We start from the raw sequence: 16,813 nt of genomic DNA, 5'->3' as shown, positions 1-16,813 counted from the left end.
CATGTACTCCCAAAAACCGGTTCTTCTTATTGAAGACGACAAAATTGATCAAATGACCGTGCAAAGGGCTTTTGATCAACTCCATATTAAAAACAAACTGGCCATACGGGAAAATGGTGAGGATGGATTAAAATACCTGAAAGAAATGGGTAAACCCTGCCTGATTATTCTGGATTTAAATATGCCTCGTATGAATGGTATGGAATTTTTAGACGCCGTTAAAAAAGACAAGATTTATAGAAATATTCCCATCATCGTATTTACAACCTCGTACCAGGACAGGGAAAAAATGAAAGCGTTTGACAAATGTATTGTGGGGTACATTGTAAAACCGATGGATAACAGCAAATTTATAGATATCTTTGCAGGCATTAATACCTATTGGAGCATTTCAGAAGGTCCCATTACCTGAACCTGGTAAAATGCACAGAACCCGGGGCGTAAACTATACGGCCCTAATTAAATCAAAGAAGTTCCCGGTGGCTTTTCAACGGTTATGCTCTTATTGCCAGAAGATTTCCCTTTAAACCATTTTAAGCGAGAAAAAGATAACCAAGATGATTTTTTACCGGCTGAAGATTCCGGCCTCCCTTCCTCTCGTATTGCTCCCACAGCCCTTTTTTTAGCGAAAAAGCCCTTACCAAAATCGAGTGACGAAGGGGATTGAACATCAGAACGAATGTCTTCAAATCGCGATTTTAATCGCCGCGCCTCTGCCATCATTGTATCGTGTTCCGATGAAAAAAGACGGCTGAACCTGGCGGTAAACGAAGATACGTCCTCAAAAAACGACCGCACTTCCAAAGCAGGCCCACTACTTTTTACCTGGAGCACCTCTCGCAGGAAACTCAACACCTCCAATATCTCTTCGTTCCCACGCCTCAGTGCGTCAAGCTGCTGATGCGTCGCATTCCGAACCATGGCCTCCCATACGGAATTATTTTTCGTTAGCAGTGTGATCACACGGTCCTGCTCGTTCTCAATCAAAGCGAGTTTTTGTTGTAAATCACCGAGACAAATCTGAGTTAAACATTTGATTTCCTGCTTACACTCACCATCCAGGGTTGCCGGTGCATACGCCAGCAACTCCGCTTGCAATCCGCTCGGCGCGGCATAACGAAAGGGAACCGTTACCAAGGCACCACTCCAACTCATCAGATACAGAAAAGCCTTGGAATAAGAGGATTCTTCCACCTGGTTTATTTTATCCTGCAGATTCCGGTTTTGCTCGGCACTGCAATTCTGCAGCAAAATCTGAAAATTCGCCTGATGTTCTTCAAGGAACTCCAGAACGTATTGTCTTCCCGTTATTTTCTGCTCATTGTTCCGTATCGCATCAAGAAAATACTGGATTTTCTTCGTACTACGCAAGACAACGGCTTGCTCGGTTCTTGCCTTTTGTAAATCCTGCAACAAACGATTATCCCGATGCAAAAATCGTTGCAACGCGGGGATGATCAACAACAACGGTTTTTCCCTATCGACGATGGGAAGGTATTTTTCATAAAAACAAGTGTCGCCGACGTGTACATGGGGTATATCCAAGGATGAACCTGAAGCAGCTTCTTCCGGGATGATCGCCTCGCACAAGTGGTTTGCCACATCCTTGCTTTTTTCCAGCAAAAGAGTCAGATTGGCCTCTATTTCCGAGAGGTTGACGAATCCTGAAACAAGTACTTTCATCAAACGATTAAGATTTGCCGTCATCAAGCGGGCAATATTCAGAATGATAAATAGGGACAAACATAGCTGTCTTGCCCGTTGTTTGTCGGCACAAGACGCCACGCAAACATCAAGCCACTGGTTAACGGCATCAATCAGATTAAAAATATTTTTTTCAGTATTGCTTTTAGGATTAAGATAAAGCGTTTCGATAATATCATGAATACCCTGTACAAGAAGCCGCTGCCCATCGTCATGAGCCAGGCTCAACAGATAATCATGGGTCGCCAGCTTGCAAAACAGCGCCGTTCCAAATGAACGCGCCTTGTATTTATCCAGTTCACGGTATTTTGGAGATTGTGAATCGCAAAAGTCTGCTTCTATCGCTTCGGGGTTCGCAACCGTTGCGGCATAGTCGACAAAGAGAAGCGCCGTATCAAGATAGCTCGCTTCCTTTTTAGCGTCCTCACCTCGCCATTGTTCAAACAAATGCTTGAAATTTTTTTTTCGCAATTGGACAGTTCCTGTTGTCAATCCCATTCCATAAAATCTTCTATTTCAGAATCAGGGAGAGGTTTTCGCTTCTTAACCGACGCCGTCTTGTTCGGCGTGCCAACCGTTTTTAACGCCTCGGTCAGAGTGATAAACTCATAGCCGTTCTGGCGGTAAAGCTCAATAATATCGGGCAACACATAGGCATTCAGTAAATTGGCGTGAATCAATAAAATTTGCGCTTGTTCCGGTTTATGCGCTTTTAATGTTTGCTCCCAGATAAAATCAACGTACGCCGCTTTTAACGAGTGAAGAAAAAAACGTCTCTCATTTTGCGGGACAGATAATAAAAGCTGGTTAAAAACAAAATCCTTACTGTCAATAGTAATGGGAGCCACTTGATAGTGTTTGGAAAAAAGAACGTTCAGCACGTCATTTTTTTTGCGGCCCTTTCCCATGGCCAGATAAGGATAGCGAAAATATTTAGGGCGGGTCATAACATCCGATAAAATCTTGTCTGATTTGTTGATTTCCCGGATATAATCCATGGTATCCATTTTATCGAGATTGGCATGCGTTAACGTATGATTACCAAGAGAAAGACCCGCATTGCGAAATTTTTGCAACAGGGGTCTGGTTTTATCATTGACCTGATCGGCTATGACAAAACCCGTTGCGGGAATGCTATTGCTTTTTAACGTATTGATTATTCTGGTTAAATGATAATTTTTGTCTTCCCCGACAAAAGGCAGATCATCGATGGTAATGGCAATGGAACGCTGCTCCGCAAAACCTGTTTTTACGGACAACAATAAACATAGCAGCAGGCATATCCAATTTTTTTTAAACAAAACAAATCCCGTGATTAATGGCCGTCAGGAATCCCTTTGGCATGAATGTCTGTATCCTTAAAATACACTGCAATTTTGCACAAATAATACCATATAGAACAACAACAGAACACCATGCTCCAATAACGCTCTCAAAAAAACCATTGCGACGTTAGTTTTACCAATCAAAGATAGGAGGGCTGCACGTCCGCCTCATCCTCCTCGATGGCAAGCACCACGTCTTGATCAACACCCTCTTTAAACAGACCAAATTGTTCTTTCACAGCAATAAAATGGGCAATCAAAGCATTTTGTCCGGAGTACTCCTTAACATCATGTTCTGCCGGCTCGTCAGGATGGGGTTCGTCTCCGAGGTAGACTTCCTCTTCATAATGCTGCGATGCAACCATGGCATTTGCAAATCGCGCGTTAAATTCAGACATAACACTGGCCTGGTTAAAATGGCTGACCTGGCTTTCAATGGTCATGGTTATTTGTGGTTGTGAACCAACCAGGTCAATAACTTTTTTAACCAGCGCGAATGCGTCATGACAGGTATGAGGAGGTTTCCCGGTTGAGGAATCAAGTTCCATCATCTGCGTCTCAGTCGGCGTGCCGATAACCTTGCTGGTCACAAGCTCCCGTTGCATGGCAACGGCGACAGCCTGATACAATTCATCTATGTTCGGAAATTCCTTGATTTGCGGCCCATATCTGTCGGAAGGATCATACGCCTCAAGATATACTTGCAAGTCATCAGCGAGAAAATCCTTATATTCCCCAATCCTGTCGCACATGGCCGAGGCACAAAGGTATTTAGCTATTGCGAGGTAATTCCTGTCGTGCGGATCAGGAAATTTATCGGCTAAATAATGAAACAAACCTTCCGTAACAATCTCCTCCTCCCCAGGTTGCCTTTCTTTCTCATACTCGCCAATATGACGCGTCAAATCCTCAATAAACACCTCTTCATTGTCGGTAAAAACACTGGTTGCGATAATATGATCCACGTAATCCCGGATCAGAGGGTATTTGATCGTCACTTCCCGTAACCTGGCCGTCGACGGGTATGCGCCCAGAGCCAGGATATCGTTGCTGTATTGCCTGAGTTGCCCATCAAACAGATCCGTCTTGCACGCAAGAACCGCGTCATTGAGAGGTTTGTTCCTGGCCATGGCTAACCGTACGTTTTCAATGGTTAATATCTCCGGTTCCTCACCGGTATAATCAGCATAGGCATGCAACAAATGTTGGTCGTCTATTTCCGGAGCAATTCCGGCTATTTCATTAAATCTGGCCCGTATGTCACTGATTTTAATGCGGTAGGACTTTATTTCCTCATCACTGAAAAAGGGTTTGTCCTCTGGATCACCAAGCCATCGCGCCAGATTATCAAAGCCATTATGACCACACTCCACCGAGTCGCCAAACATCACGCCTTCCTCGATTAGAAATGGTCTGAAATCATTGCTGAACGCGGCACTGTAACAGGAACCGAATACCATTGCACCGACTGTCATTTCCCTGGCACTCATCCTGGCGGCGATAGCTTGCACGGAACTCTTTTCAAGACCGCTGGTTTCATCATCGACACGCCCGTCATGACCACCTCCATGACCGCCACCCAAATAAAACACCTGGACGTGCTCTCTGTTTTTCAAATTCGCCAGTTTGGCGAGGATATACGCTTCGGCGTCTTCCCTGTGATGGTCAAGGTGCAAAATAAGATGATGCCCGGCATTGTTTCGCGCGGAATCGTATAAGTAATCACGTACGTCCTGAACCGCCAGCAAACCAGCGTTAATTGGCTCACTATTATTCAATCTGGTTTGCAATTCCTGAACTCTGACATGAGCCGCCTCATCAACAACCAGCGGCAGATTAAATTTGCACAGGGCAAGGACAGCTTCTATTTCAGATGGAACGATAGACGACACATTTCGGATTATGAGAGCTGATTTGTTCAACGTAATTCTCCTTATAACTGGTCAGTTCCATCTGAAATTGCCAAACTCACATCTCGCCAATTACCCCGTCATTTATTAAAAAGCCTTGAGGCTATTGACCGGTCGCTCACTTTCTTCTTGCGAGAGGAGCGTCGCTTTATCAGTTACCACGAGCCGGGGGGGTTTCTGATCATTCGCCTGGCTGCGTTGCGCAATTTGTCTGGCCATGGTTTGGCTAAATTCATCGGTATCTTCCAGCATTGCCCTGGAGCCCAGAGCGTCATAAAGCAAGTCGGCCATCTCATAAGCCCCTGCCGCCTTATCAAACCGATTACCGCCCAGCCAAACCTTATCGATATGAGGCTGGTTTAATAAGGGAAGGATACTTTTAAGTGTCTCAATCCCATAAGCAGACAATCCGTTTGACGATAAATCGATGTCGGTTATTTTTGAATTTTTTGCCACTGTCATCAGCACTTCCTTGAATTCGTTAGCTGGCAGCTTGCACAAAAAATTGCTTGACAAAATAAGCTTGCTAATTTCAGTGCCTTCGAAAGCCGCCACCATTTTCACCAGTTCCGAAGCCGGTTTTAACTGAAGGCCGGTATTAGCCAGGTTAGCGACCCTCAAACCGGAGCCAAGTTTGGTGGATAAAAGACGGATCATCGTTTCTAATTCCTCGATATCTCGTTTACCGAGGCGCTCTTTCGACAAATCCAGTACCGGATCCGTAGCATCCCGATTTTTTAATGCGCTTTCCAGAATGGAAAGAAGCGGTTCTTTTGTTTCAGAAATAGGAAAATTAACCCGCATGAAAAGCCCTCAACCATAAATTTAGAAACAAGCATCCTGTATTATTAAAATAGGATGCCTGAAATTACAAGACCATCGTTAGTCGTTTCTGTATTGTCAAATACGGCAGGCACATCCACACTACGCACCCAAGCGCCATCGCCAGGCTCTGTGAACCAAAATTTTCACAGAGCCTGGCGATGTTTTTTTGCGGCAAAGCTATAATGGCCGATGAAACACAGGAGATTTAACCACCGTGAGCTCATTGATTGAAATAGCAGGCATTACCTGCGAACTGGTTCGTAAACCGATTAAAAATCTGCATCTCGGTGTTTATCCTCCGGATGGTCGGGTACGGATTAGTGCGCCGCTTGGCCTAAGCAACCAGGCGATTGGCCGCTTCATCACCCATAAGAAAACATGGATCCTGACTCGTCAAAAACACATACAAGAGAGGAAAATAACCGAATCGCCATCCTTGACCGACGGCGCCTCATGCCTGTTTCAAGGCCAGATTCATACCTTGAGAATAAAAGAAACGGATTCGGGGCGGCCATCCTGTATTATGCAAGACCATCATTTATGGCTATCGATCAAAACTGGCGCAAGCCAACTAGACAAGGAAAAGATACTGCATCGCTGGTATCGCGACCAGTTGCAACAACAACTGACGACACTTGTTCCCGCGTGGGAAAAAATAATCGGCATTTCCGTACAACAGATTGGTATAAAAAAAATGAAAACCCGCTGGGGTTCCTGCAATCCTCGCGCCAAAAGAATATGGATCAACCTGACGCTTATTCAAAAACCGCTGTCCTGTCTGGAATATGTGCTTGTTCATGAAATGATCCATTTTCTGGAATCAGGCCATAACAGGCGATTTTATCAATGGATGGAGCACTTCCTGCCCGACTGGAAACAAAGACATCAAATGTTGCGCCAGGCCCTGTGAACAAAAATGTCCCGGCACCATTTTTTACAAACGAGCGGTAGCCCGTAGAGAGGCTTGCGGCCGTATTGCGGGTTTTATGGTTCAATATTGTCCCATGAGAACCGGTGGGCGCCCAAGTGAACGTTTCCCCGCATTTCGGCTTCGCCTTCATGACGGCTACAGGATCTATTGACACTGTTCCCGGGCACCGCAGGCGTCGTCACAATAGGTCAGATTTTTTTCAACCTGGATGGTGGAGTGATGAATGTTGTGCTCTTTTTTAAGTGTTCTGACTATTCGCAACCGCGCTTCATCGCTTAACACCACATCCGGCATCCATAAATGAACCGACAACGCGTTTTCCTGAGTGCTCATTGCCCAGATATGCAGATCATGGACTTGTTCCACACCGGGCTCCGAACGCAGGGTTTCCTGAACGGATTGCCAGGATATACCGCGCGGCACGGCATCGATAATCAACCGGAAGCTGTCTGTAAACAAAGCCCAGGTTCCTTTCAGAATAATCAAGGCAATCAACAAACCAACTAACGGATCAATCCATAACCAATCGGTCCAGTACATCAGACCGGCGGAAATAACAACCCCCACGGAAATCAAGGCATCGTAGAACAAATGCAGATAAGCCCCCCGGATATTCAAGTCATCCGTGCCCCGCACAAAAAGAGCGGCTGTCGCACCATTCACAACAATGCCAATCCCGGCAACAATCATCACGGTTAACGCTTGAACTTCAGAAGGGGAAAAGAATTTGTACATGGCTTCGGTCGCGATAATCCCGCAGGAAAATACCAGCAATATGCCGTTAGCGAGTGCGGCCAGAATGGAGGTTTTTTTCATGCCATAGGTCGATCGCTCCGTGGGGAGACGTTTCAACAGGCGATTGGCAATCCATGCCAGAATCAGGCTTAACACATCGCCAAGATTGTGTATGGCGTCCGCCAGCAAACTGGTGGAGTTGGCCCAATAAGCGTACATCACCTGAATAATGACGAAAAGACCATTTGCCACAATGGCTATGATAAACGCCCGGTTAAATTCCTGCGGCGCGTGATGATGGTGATGGCCGTTTTCTGAATGGTGATGCCCCATATCTAGTCCTTCTCTTTGGGGGTTAACTGCGTCGGCTCCTGTTCATGACCATAGTAGTTCACTCCGATTTTAATACGGTCACGCTCATTTTGCTTACGCCATTGATTGGTATCCCGCAGCGAATAGACACAGCCGCAATATTCCTGCTTGTAAAAATTCTCCCGTTTGGCAATATCATACATTCTGCTCGCGCCGCCGTTTTTACGCCAGTTGTAAGTCCAGTATTCGATGTGGGGGTATCTGCTTGCCGCTCGAATTCCTGACTCGTTAATCTGGTTCATATCCTTCCAGCGCGAAATCCCGAGAGAACTGCTGATGACGGGAAAACCATGCTCATGGGCATACAGTGCGGTGCGCTCAAAGCGCATGTCAAAACAGACACTGCACCGCTTGCCCCGTTCCGGTTCCCACTCCAGCCCCTTCACTCGGGAAAACCAGTTATCCTTATCATAATCGGCGTCCACAAACGGGATATTATGCTTGTCGGCAAACTCGATATTTTCCTTTTTTCTGATTTCATACTCCTGCACCGGATGGATATTAGGGTTATAAAAATAAATGGTGAAGTCAATGTTTGAAAACACTAATGCCTCCATCACTTCGCCGGAACAAGGCGCGCAGCAGGAATGCAGCAACAATTTATCAGCACCGTCAGGCAACACTAACTGTTCACGATGGGTCATGACTTTCATCCCCCAAATTTATAAAATGTTGTCGATAATAAACCAGTTCGGCAATGGAATCCTTAATATCATCCAGAGCCAAATGCTTCGCTTCCTTAACAACACCGTTCAATAATTGCGGCCGCCAGCGTTTCATCAATTCTTTCAAGGTGCTGACATCCAGATTGCGATAATGGAAAAAGGCCGCAAGCTCAGGCATATATTTGTATAAAAACCGCCTGTCCTGACAGATACTGTTGCCGCACATAGGCGATTTGCCCTTGTCCAGATACTGTTTTAAAAAAGCAATTGTCCTTTGCTCAGCCTGGGCCTCATCTATTTCCGACGCCAGTACCCGCTTGACCAGGCCAGACTGGTTATGTTGTCTGGTATTCCACTCATCCATGCCCGCCATGGTTGCTTCGCTCTGATGAATGGCCAGCACAGGCCCTTCTGCCAGCACATTTAACCGGGAGTCGGTAACGATCGTCGCAATTTCTATGATTCTGTCCTGCTCTGGAAGAAGACCTGTCATTTCCAAATCTATCCAGATCAAATTATTGTTGTCTTTCATGGTTTTCCCAGGATTCTATTATTGGTTGAATGGCTAATACCCGCCGTTGATGTAATTCCTTTTTGATGGCGGCTCCCTGATAACCTTCCTGAATCACGGTTTGAGCAGATACCTGCGAGCAGACATCATACAGTTGCCGCCACAATGTTCCTTGCCGATAATTCACCGGTATGCCCCTCCCTTTCGCATCCGCCTCGCAAGCTATTAACAGATTTTCCAACCCCTGCGGCCGTCGGAACGCGTCGATTTTTTCCAGAAGTGTGACCATGGTGGTTACACGCAAGGTCAGGACACGATGCACCAGCAAATGATAGCGTGAAACCAACACGGCCAATCTGCGATATTCCACGGGGATTCGCAAACGGTGACATAGAGATTCTATCACAGGCACCCCACTTTCTTCATGGCCACGATGTTTAGGCCATTGCACAAGTGGCGTCAACGCCTTACCTAAATCATGTACCACAGCCGCAAAACGAATTTGCGGGTTATCCGATAAGACAGCCGCTGCCTGCAAGACCATTAACGTATGAACGCCACTATCTACTTCAGGATGATGTTGACGTGGATTAGGCACGCCAAACAACGCATCGAGTTCCGGTAAAACCACCGCCAGCGCCCCACAGCCCCTTAATATCTGGAGAAACACTTCCGGGTTTTTCTCAGTCAGACTACGTTGCCACTCCTGCCAGACCCGTTCTGCAACCAGATGATGTAATTCCCGACGCCGGACCATAAGGTACATGAGAAGCCGGGTTTCATGATGCACACGAAAGCCCAGATGATGATAACGAGCGGCGAAACGAGCGGTTCGTAGCACTCGAACCGGATCTTCGCCAAAAGCGTCAGAAACGTGCCGCAACTGTTTGTCCCGCAAATCCCTGGCTCCCTGGTAAGGGTCGATCAACGTGCCATTTTCATCCATAGCCATCGCGTTGATGGTCAAGTCTCTACGCATCAAATCCTCTTCAAGCGTGACATTCGAATCATAATGGCAGACAAAGCCGTGATATCCGGGCGCAGATTTTCTTTCCGTACGGGCAAGCGCGTATTCCTCACCCGTTTCAGGATGTAAAAACACCGGGAAATCCCGACCAACTTGCTGATAACCTTGTTGCCGCATTTGTTGGGGCGTTGCCCCGACAACAACCCAGTCCCGCTCTTTTACCGGATAGCCTAACAATCGGTCACGAACAGCTCCGCCTACCAGATATACTTTCATCACGTTACCTTGTGTGTATCGCCTCGATATTTATCCTGACTCACACCTGAAATCAGGAAGATATATCTGAATATTTGCGTATTCCGCTTTATAGGATAAGATTCATTGTCAATTTGTTTCACAAAACCTACTGTCTTTCCTGTCAATTTGCCATCATACTGTACAGATTCAACCTCAGCCATTATAGACTATCTTTTAACCATGAGTAAAAGACGAATTAACAAGCAACAACGCAACCGGATTCAAAAAATCCAGGCTGACTACCATCGGCAACTCCAGAACGGCACCAATACTGATCATGAAGAGGGGTTGGTGCTCTCACGCTTTGGCCGCCATGCGGACATTGAAACGTCAACCGGTGAACCAATACATTGCTCCATTCGACCGAATATTGACTCGCTGGTTGCAGGCGATCGTGTCGTTTGGCAAAACGAAGGGGAAAACCATGGGGTGGTTTTAAGCCGTTTTCCTCGTCAATCCGAGCTCAGCCGCCCTGATAAACGTGGTATTAATCGTCCGGTTGCCGCCAATATCACCCAACTGATGATAGTGACCGCCGTTAAACCTGATTTAAGCTGGTCTTTACTTGATAGCTATCTGATTATAGCCGAACATCTACGACTTAAGGCTTGTATTATTCTCAACAAGGTCGATTTACCATGTGAGGATTTGAAACAGCAGTTAATGGAGATCTACCAGCCTCTGGGTTATCCCCTTCTGTTTCTAAGCTGTAAACAAAAGCCGGGGCATGGCCAGCTGGATGAGCATCTCCAACAACAGGTCAGTATTTTCGTTGGCCAATCAGGGGTTGGCAAATCCTCCATCATAGCGAATATTTTACCTTTCAAAACAAACATTCCGATCGGAGCTATTTCAGAAGGATCGCAACTGGGACGCCATACAACCAGCAATTCCCGGCTGTATCATTTACCGCATGGCGGTGATTTGATCGATTCGCCGGGGGTGAGAGAATTCTGTTTATGGAAAATGTCCGCGGCGGATATCGTTTATGGCTTTCGTGAGTTTCGTTCGTTAACGTCCCTGTGCAAATTCAGAAACTGCAATCATCTTGACTCGCCAGGCTGTGCTATTTTATCTCAAGTCAACGAAGGCCGCCTGTCTTTACAGCGTTATCGCAATTTGTTAAAAATCCTTGCCCAAAACGGGTAATTATTCAATGACCAGGTTTTGTTAATAAAATTATGTACGGCTGCAAAAGCAGATGATTAATCCTTTTTTGCAGGCTGTCATGGAAGCGAGGCCGAAATGCGGATACCATTCGCCCGTTTACTTGCCTGTTCTACTGGCACAATATTACAATATGAAACCCGCAATACGGCCACAGACCTCCTTACGGGCTACGGTTCTTTGGTAAAAAATTGGTGTCAGGAAAGTTTTGGGCACAGAACCTAAGGCCTGAAGTCACACGTCATCTCCCGAGGCTGAACAAGACTGTCAAACCGTTCGAGATAAGTATGGATAGAACGTTGCAAGCCCGGGTTAGAATCAAGCATGGATTTACAGCGGTTTTGAAACGTTTCTAATAAATTTCTGATGGGATACGGGTAACTTTTCGATTTATAATAATCTATATCCCATTCAAAATGAAACAATCGTTGTTCTTTATCATTAAATGAAAGCCGGGTTGTTAATTTTCGCTGCAAAAATGCCACTGTTTTAGACATTAATTCGGTCGATGTCGTGCGTTCCCTTGATTTATTTAAAACATCCAGTATTCCCTTTTTTTCAAATTGATTATGCTTCTCGAAATGCCTGAACAATTCAATCAATTTGACATTACACCTAACCATTATTCGGTATCGGTTTTCTCGCTGTGCCATAGTCTGGATCAGTTCTTCAATAAAATCATCCAGTACAGGACGAAAATCAGGATCCCTTTCCACCAGTTCCGACAATACTATGACCAAATGCTCCGGTTCAAAACAAGGTGTCTCATCGGAATTGAACAGTGAGTCATTGATAATACTTTTTAACCACTTGTCGGTATCAGTAGATCTTGAAAAAAAGGTAAACAACCAACTTTCATTACGGGCTGGTTTTATGATTTTATCGATAACAAATGAATACACAAAGCGAATATTGCGTGCCTCATTGTCTATTAAACTCTCTTTCAAATTATCAAAAATTAACTTGCCGGTTCTGGTTACCCGATTGGAATTATCCCACTCCTCTATTTGTTCACCGGTTCCCGGCAAATATTTAAATGGGTGGGTCAACAATGAAATGAAAAGAATCAAACTACGCCGGATAGCCTCTTCCTGTTCCACGTTACAATCACGGTACACTTTTCTGGCGGATTGTGTCCTGGCCTTATCAATCTCACATTTCCTGGTAATCTCGGATTTAAATTCAGCATTCGGATCATAATCAAGAACAAGCTTCGCCAAATACTGGCTATAAACAGCGACACATTCATTGTCCTTGCCATTCTGAATTTTCGTCATAATTTCTGCAAAACTGTATCGTTGTGCATGGTACACAATTCGTTGTTGATACAACGCTTCATACTCGGATTCAGGCAGTTCACCAACGAATTCCATAAAATTGGTGTAGGCGTCCAAAGCCTGTTCCATTTGCTGATCGTTATACTCTTTGCCGTAGTATAATCCTATTGGATACAAACTTGCGTTAACCAGCGTTCTGACTGCCTCGACCGTGCTTTTACTGATGGCCGGATCAGGCGTTTTTTCGGCCTCAATGTAAATCTTGTAGAGATCAGAATCCGCAGCTAACAAGCGTTTTGCTTCTTTTACTGTCAATGGCACGGGAGGATGCGAATTACAATTATAGAATGTTCCTCTCGCTAAATAATATTTATGACAATGAGGCAAATGAATTAACTTCTGATGATCTTCCGAGACGATAAAAGAAGACAATGGATAAGCAGTCAGACTATCTCTATTAATGAATTCTTCGTCATGGGTTACGGTTGGCATCAGCAATCGATAATAATTTTTGTCAACATACCCGGAACCCGCCAGGTGCTGTGCCAACGCTATCCAGGATTTATTCTCACCAGTTTGCAAGCGGGTATAATCGCTTGGCGTATCAATGACAAGACGCCAGCGACAGGCAAAGATATCCCTGAGTTTTTCTATGATTTCTTCGTTAATTTTATCTGTGCTGCAAGCAAGCGACCGTAACTTTATAACATCCATCTGTAATTCAAAATCGAAACTTACCGGCAACCGATCCAGCAAATCCCTTAATTCCCTGATTGTGAAATACGGGCCGGCTCTCATGTGCTCATAGGCAGGGGTGATATGCTCATTGGATGAAATCAGCGCGGGATTTTGTCCGGCAACGTATTGCGCAAGTAATTGCAATTTATCAGCCAGATTTTCTGAGCCCTGCCAACATTCAGTAAGCAACTCAAATAAATAGAAAGTATTTTCCTCGTCACCCAGTTTTATGCCATAAAAGCAATTCACCTCGGTAAGGGAGCAGTCCATCATTGCATGATGGATATTTTTAAGACAAACTTGCAAGGCCTCGGGTTTTTCTTTTTGAAAACCATCTAACAGTTCCATCAGGCAAACCAGTAACTGATGCGGGCATTGATTGCTTTTATTCAGGGAAGGAGCCACATCTTTAACCAAAAAATCCCAAATATTTCGGTAATTTTCATTATTCAGGCTAAATGCCAGTTCCTCACCTTGTTTTTCCCTTAATCGAAATAATTCCTTAATTGACAGCGCGCGCAATTGCATTTTTTTGGCATCATCATAGATCGCCAGCAATTTTTCAGATTTTTGAGATAACTGAAAAATACCCTGGACACGATGCCAGGTTTTATCATCTTCACCCAATAACAGGGAGCGGGGATCGGGTAATTGTCTAAGGTGGGAAAAAATTTCGGGATCGACTTTGTTATCTATGACCGGAATTAATATTTCCAAATAATTAATTTCCAATTTTTCAGCCAATTTTTCTGCTAACGAAATCCATATCCTATTGGCTTCAGACGAATGAAATGTATAATCCAGCGGACCGTCTTTAATAGCGTCCCATCGCCGTTTAAACAGGTGTAAAAGCGTCTGCTGCTCCTCTGCGCTGATGAGCGCTCCCTCAGTCCTCTCCGCACTGAACAACGACTTGAATTCTGACAATAAGGTACGATCGATATTGCTTAAGGTGAGGTTATCTTTAGTTAAACCGGCTATAAACTCCTGTACATCAAGCACTAGCATATTTCCCTACCACTTTTCTCAATAAATAACCAAGCGATTCTACCGCAAATAAGAATGATTTTCGAGAAACAAATCAGACATTCTTGTGGGTTAGATAGATGGCCTTGGGCCGGGGGCTCGACCTACGGCCAATTTGCCAATGATTTAGATGTTACTGGATGCCGTGGACAAGCCGCGGCACACAGGCGGTAGATGAATGGTCAACAGACCTTAGCATGCAGAAATAAAAAAAGCGGCACAAAGTCCGCTTTCTGGTATAAAGCCCTGGCGATGACCTACTTTCACATGGGGAGACCCCACACTATCATCGGCGTACGTGCGTTTCACTTCTGAGTTCGAGATGGAATCAGGTGGTTCCACACGGCTATAATCGCCAGGAAAACGGTTATCCTGAGTCGTAACCCTGTTTCTTCTTCAGGGCAGACCACAGGCTGGTAAAGAGATATTCGGTAACACAATCGTTCTTGCTTCTTTTCGTATCTTTCGTATCAATAACCCGAAGTCATTCAGGTTATATGGTCAAGACAATCAGCCAATTAGTACGAGTTAGCTTCACGCATTACTACGCTTCCACACCTCGCCTATCAACGTCGTAGTCTTCAACGGGCTTCATGGGAAAACTCATCTTGAGGGAGGCTTCCCGCTTAGATGCTTTCAGCGGTTATCCCGTCCGAACTTAGCTACCCGGCAATGCAACTGGCGTCACAACCGGTACACCAGAGGTTCGTCCACTCCGGTCCTCTCGTACTAGGAGCAGCTCCTCTCAATTTTCCTACGCCCACGGCAGATAGGGACCGAACTGTCTCACGACGTTCTAAACCCAGCTCGCGTACCACTTTAAATGGCGAACAGCCATACCCTTGGGACCTGCTTCAGCCCCAGGATGTGATGAGCCGACATCGAGGTGCCAAACACCGCCGTCGATATGAACTCTTGGGCGGTATCAGCCTGTTATCCCCGGAGTACCTTTTATCCGTTGAGCGATGGCCCTTCCATTCAGAACCACCGGATCACTAAGACCTACTTTCGTACCTGCTCGACCCGTCAGTCTCGCAGTCAAGCACCCTTTTGCCTTTACACTCTTGGTACGATGTCCGACCGTACCGAGGGTACCTTTGTGCTCCTCCGTTACTCTTTGGGAGGAGACCGCCCCAGTCAAACTACCCATCATACACTGTCCTCATCCGGGATTACCGGACCAAGTTAGAACCTCAATAATAACAGGGTGGTATTTCAAGGTCGGCTCCATACAAACTAGCGTTTATACTTCTTAGCCTCCCACCTATCCTACACAGTTATCATCAAAGTCCAGTGCAAAACTGTAGTAAAGGTTCACGGGGTCTTTCCGTCTAGCCGCGGGTACACTGCATCTTCACAGCGATTTCAATTTCACTGAGTCTCGGGTGGAGACAGTGTGGCCATCGTTACGCCATTCGTGCAGGTCGGAACTTACCCGACAAGGAATTTCGCTACCTTAGGACCGTTATAGTTACGGCCGCCGTTTACCGGGGCTTCGATCAAGAGCTTCTCCGAAGATAACCCCATCAATTAACCTTCCGGCACCGGGCAGGCGTCACACCCTATACGTCTTCTTACGAATTTGCAGAGTGCTGTGTTTTTAATAAACAGTCGCAGCCACCTGGTCTCTGCGGCCCTCACCAGCTTCATTATGTAAAACAACTAACCAGCAAGGGCGTACCTTCTCCCGAAGTTACGGTACCATTTTGCCTAGTTCCTTCACCCGAGTTCTCTCAAGCGCCTTAGTATTCTCTACCTGTCCACCTGTGTCGGTTTCCGGTACGGTTCTCTATAAGTTATGGCTAGCAGCTTTTCCTGGAAGCGGGGCATCAATGACTTCTTCGCACACCGTAGTGTCGAAACCACTTCGCACCTCAGCGTTAACAAGAAACCGGGTTTGCCTGGTCTCTCCGCCTATATGCAAGTACCGGGACAACCAACGCCCGGCTCACCTAGCCTTCTTCGTCCCCACATCACCACTTATAAAAAGTCCAGGAATATTAACCTGGTTCCCATCGACTACGCTCTTCAGCCTCGCCTTAGGGGCCGACTCACCCTGCTCCGATTAACGTCGTGCAGGAAACCTTGGACTTCCGGCGTGAGGGTTTTTCACCCTCATTATCGTTACTCATGTCAGCATTCGCACTTCTGATACCTCCAGCAACCTTCTCAAGTCACCTTCTTCAGCCTACAGAACGCTCCCCTACCACGTGCACATAAGTGCACATCCGCAGCTTCGGTGTATGGTTTTAGCCCCGTTACATCTTCCGCGCAGGCCGACTCGACCAGTGAGCTATTACGCTTTCTTTAAAGGATGGCTGCTTCTAAGCCAACCTCCTGGCTGTCTGGGCCTTCCCACATCG

Annotated in this window: 12 protein-coding genes and 2 rRNA genes (1 of these 14 running past the window's edge); 3 read left to right on the top strand and 11 right to left on the bottom strand. The window is 45.8% G+C overall.

Annotated elements, in window-relative coordinates; translation table 11 throughout:
- Position 1 precedes the first annotated feature (1 nt).
- The gene (locus CKW05_RS01655) at positions 2-412 is read left to right on the top strand and encodes a response regulator (RefSeq protein WP_058482685.1); all 411 of its coding nucleotides are present in this window, start codon (positions 2-4) and stop codon (positions 410-412) included.
- A 47-nt stretch (positions 413-459) separates the two neighbouring features.
- Here the strand turns inward: CKW05_RS01655 and CKW05_RS01650 are convergent, their stop codons facing one another.
- From CKW05_RS01650 to CKW05_RS01635, 4 genes are all read right to left on the bottom strand, one after another.
- Positions 460-2,175, bottom strand: coding sequence for a hypothetical protein (locus CKW05_RS01650; RefSeq protein ID WP_058482686.1), 1,716 nt, complete (start codon positions 2,173-2,175; stop codon positions 460-462).
- A gap of 17 nt (positions 2,176-2,192) precedes the next feature.
- The gene (locus CKW05_RS01645; RefSeq protein ID WP_082642725.1) at positions 2,193-3,005 is read right to left on the bottom strand and encodes a polysaccharide deacetylase family protein; all 813 of its coding nucleotides are present in this window, start codon (positions 3,003-3,005) and stop codon (positions 2,193-2,195) included.
- Positions 3,006-3,169: 164 nt separating this feature from the next.
- A complete protein-coding gene (locus tag CKW05_RS01640; protein WP_058482687.1) occupies positions 3,170-4,951 on the bottom strand; it encodes a hypothetical protein in 1,782 nt (593 codons plus the stop codon).
- A 75-nt stretch (positions 4,952-5,026) separates the two neighbouring features.
- A complete protein-coding gene (locus CKW05_RS01635) occupies positions 5,027-5,743 on the bottom strand; it encodes a leucine-rich repeat domain-containing protein (RefSeq protein ID WP_058482688.1) in 717 nt (238 codons plus the stop codon).
- Positions 5,744-5,978: 235 nt separating this feature from the next.
- Here CKW05_RS01635 and CKW05_RS01630 point away from each other — a divergent pair, with 235 nt between their 5' ends.
- The gene (locus CKW05_RS01630; protein ID WP_058482689.1) at positions 5,979-6,674 is read left to right on the top strand and encodes a M48 family metallopeptidase; all 696 of its coding nucleotides are present in this window, start codon (positions 5,979-5,981) and stop codon (positions 6,672-6,674) included.
- Between the two features lie 165 nt (positions 6,675-6,839).
- Here the strand turns inward: CKW05_RS01630 and CKW05_RS01625 are convergent, their stop codons facing one another.
- The 4 genes from CKW05_RS01625 to CKW05_RS01610 are packed head-to-tail and all read right to left on the bottom strand — an operon-like array spanning position 6,840 to position 10,221.
- A complete protein-coding gene (locus CKW05_RS01625; RefSeq protein ID WP_058482690.1) occupies positions 6,840-7,763 on the bottom strand; it encodes a cation diffusion facilitator family transporter in 924 nt (307 codons plus the stop codon).
- A 2-nt stretch (positions 7,764-7,765) separates the two neighbouring features.
- The gene (locus tag CKW05_RS01620) at positions 7,766-8,446 is read right to left on the bottom strand and encodes an epoxyqueuosine reductase QueH (RefSeq protein WP_058482691.1); all 681 of its coding nucleotides are present in this window, start codon (positions 8,444-8,446) and stop codon (positions 7,766-7,768) included.
- Positions 8,433-8,999, bottom strand: coding sequence for an oligoribonuclease (gene orn, locus CKW05_RS01615; RefSeq protein ID WP_058482692.1), 567 nt, complete (start codon positions 8,997-8,999; stop codon positions 8,433-8,435). The genes CKW05_RS01620 and orn overlap by 14 nt, the downstream gene beginning before the upstream one ends.
- Positions 8,983-10,221, bottom strand: a complete 1,239-nt coding sequence (locus tag CKW05_RS01610) for a multifunctional CCA addition/repair protein (RefSeq protein WP_058482693.1) — start codon at positions 10,219-10,221, stop codon at positions 8,983-8,985. Before CKW05_RS01610 ends, orn begins: the two co-directional genes overlap by 17 nt.
- 201 nt (positions 10,222-10,422) lie before the next feature.
- Between CKW05_RS01610 and rsgA the strand changes: the two genes are divergently transcribed.
- Positions 10,423-11,391: a small ribosomal subunit biogenesis GTPase RsgA gene (rsgA, locus tag CKW05_RS01600; protein ID WP_058482695.1), complete on the top strand. Its 969-nt coding sequence runs from the start codon at positions 10,423-10,425 to the stop codon at positions 11,389-11,391.
- Positions 11,392-11,630: 239 nt separating this feature from the next.
- Here rsgA and CKW05_RS01595 read toward each other — a convergent pair whose 3' ends face one another.
- From CKW05_RS01595 to CKW05_RS01585, 3 genes are all read right to left on the bottom strand, one after another.
- On the bottom strand, positions 11,631-14,426 hold the full coding sequence (locus CKW05_RS01595) for a hypothetical protein (RefSeq protein ID WP_058482696.1): 2,796 nt from the start codon (positions 14,424-14,426) through the stop codon (positions 11,631-11,633).
- 268 nt (positions 14,427-14,694) lie between these two features.
- Positions 14,695-14,810 (bottom strand): 5S ribosomal RNA (gene rrf, locus CKW05_RS01590).
- A 137-nt stretch (positions 14,811-14,947) separates the two neighbouring features.
- Positions 14,948-16,813: ribosomal RNA gene (locus tag CKW05_RS01585) — 23S ribosomal RNA — on the bottom strand; it runs 1,027 nt beyond the window's last position.

The sequence above is a fragment of the Legionella spiritensis genome, from assembly GCF_900186965.1.
Classification (GTDB): domain Bacteria; phylum Pseudomonadota; class Gammaproteobacteria; order Legionellales; family Legionellaceae; genus Legionella_C; species Legionella_C spiritensis.
The sequence above is the reverse complement of the archived record's forward strand: the minus strand, read 5'-3'. Positions and strand labels throughout refer to the sequence as shown.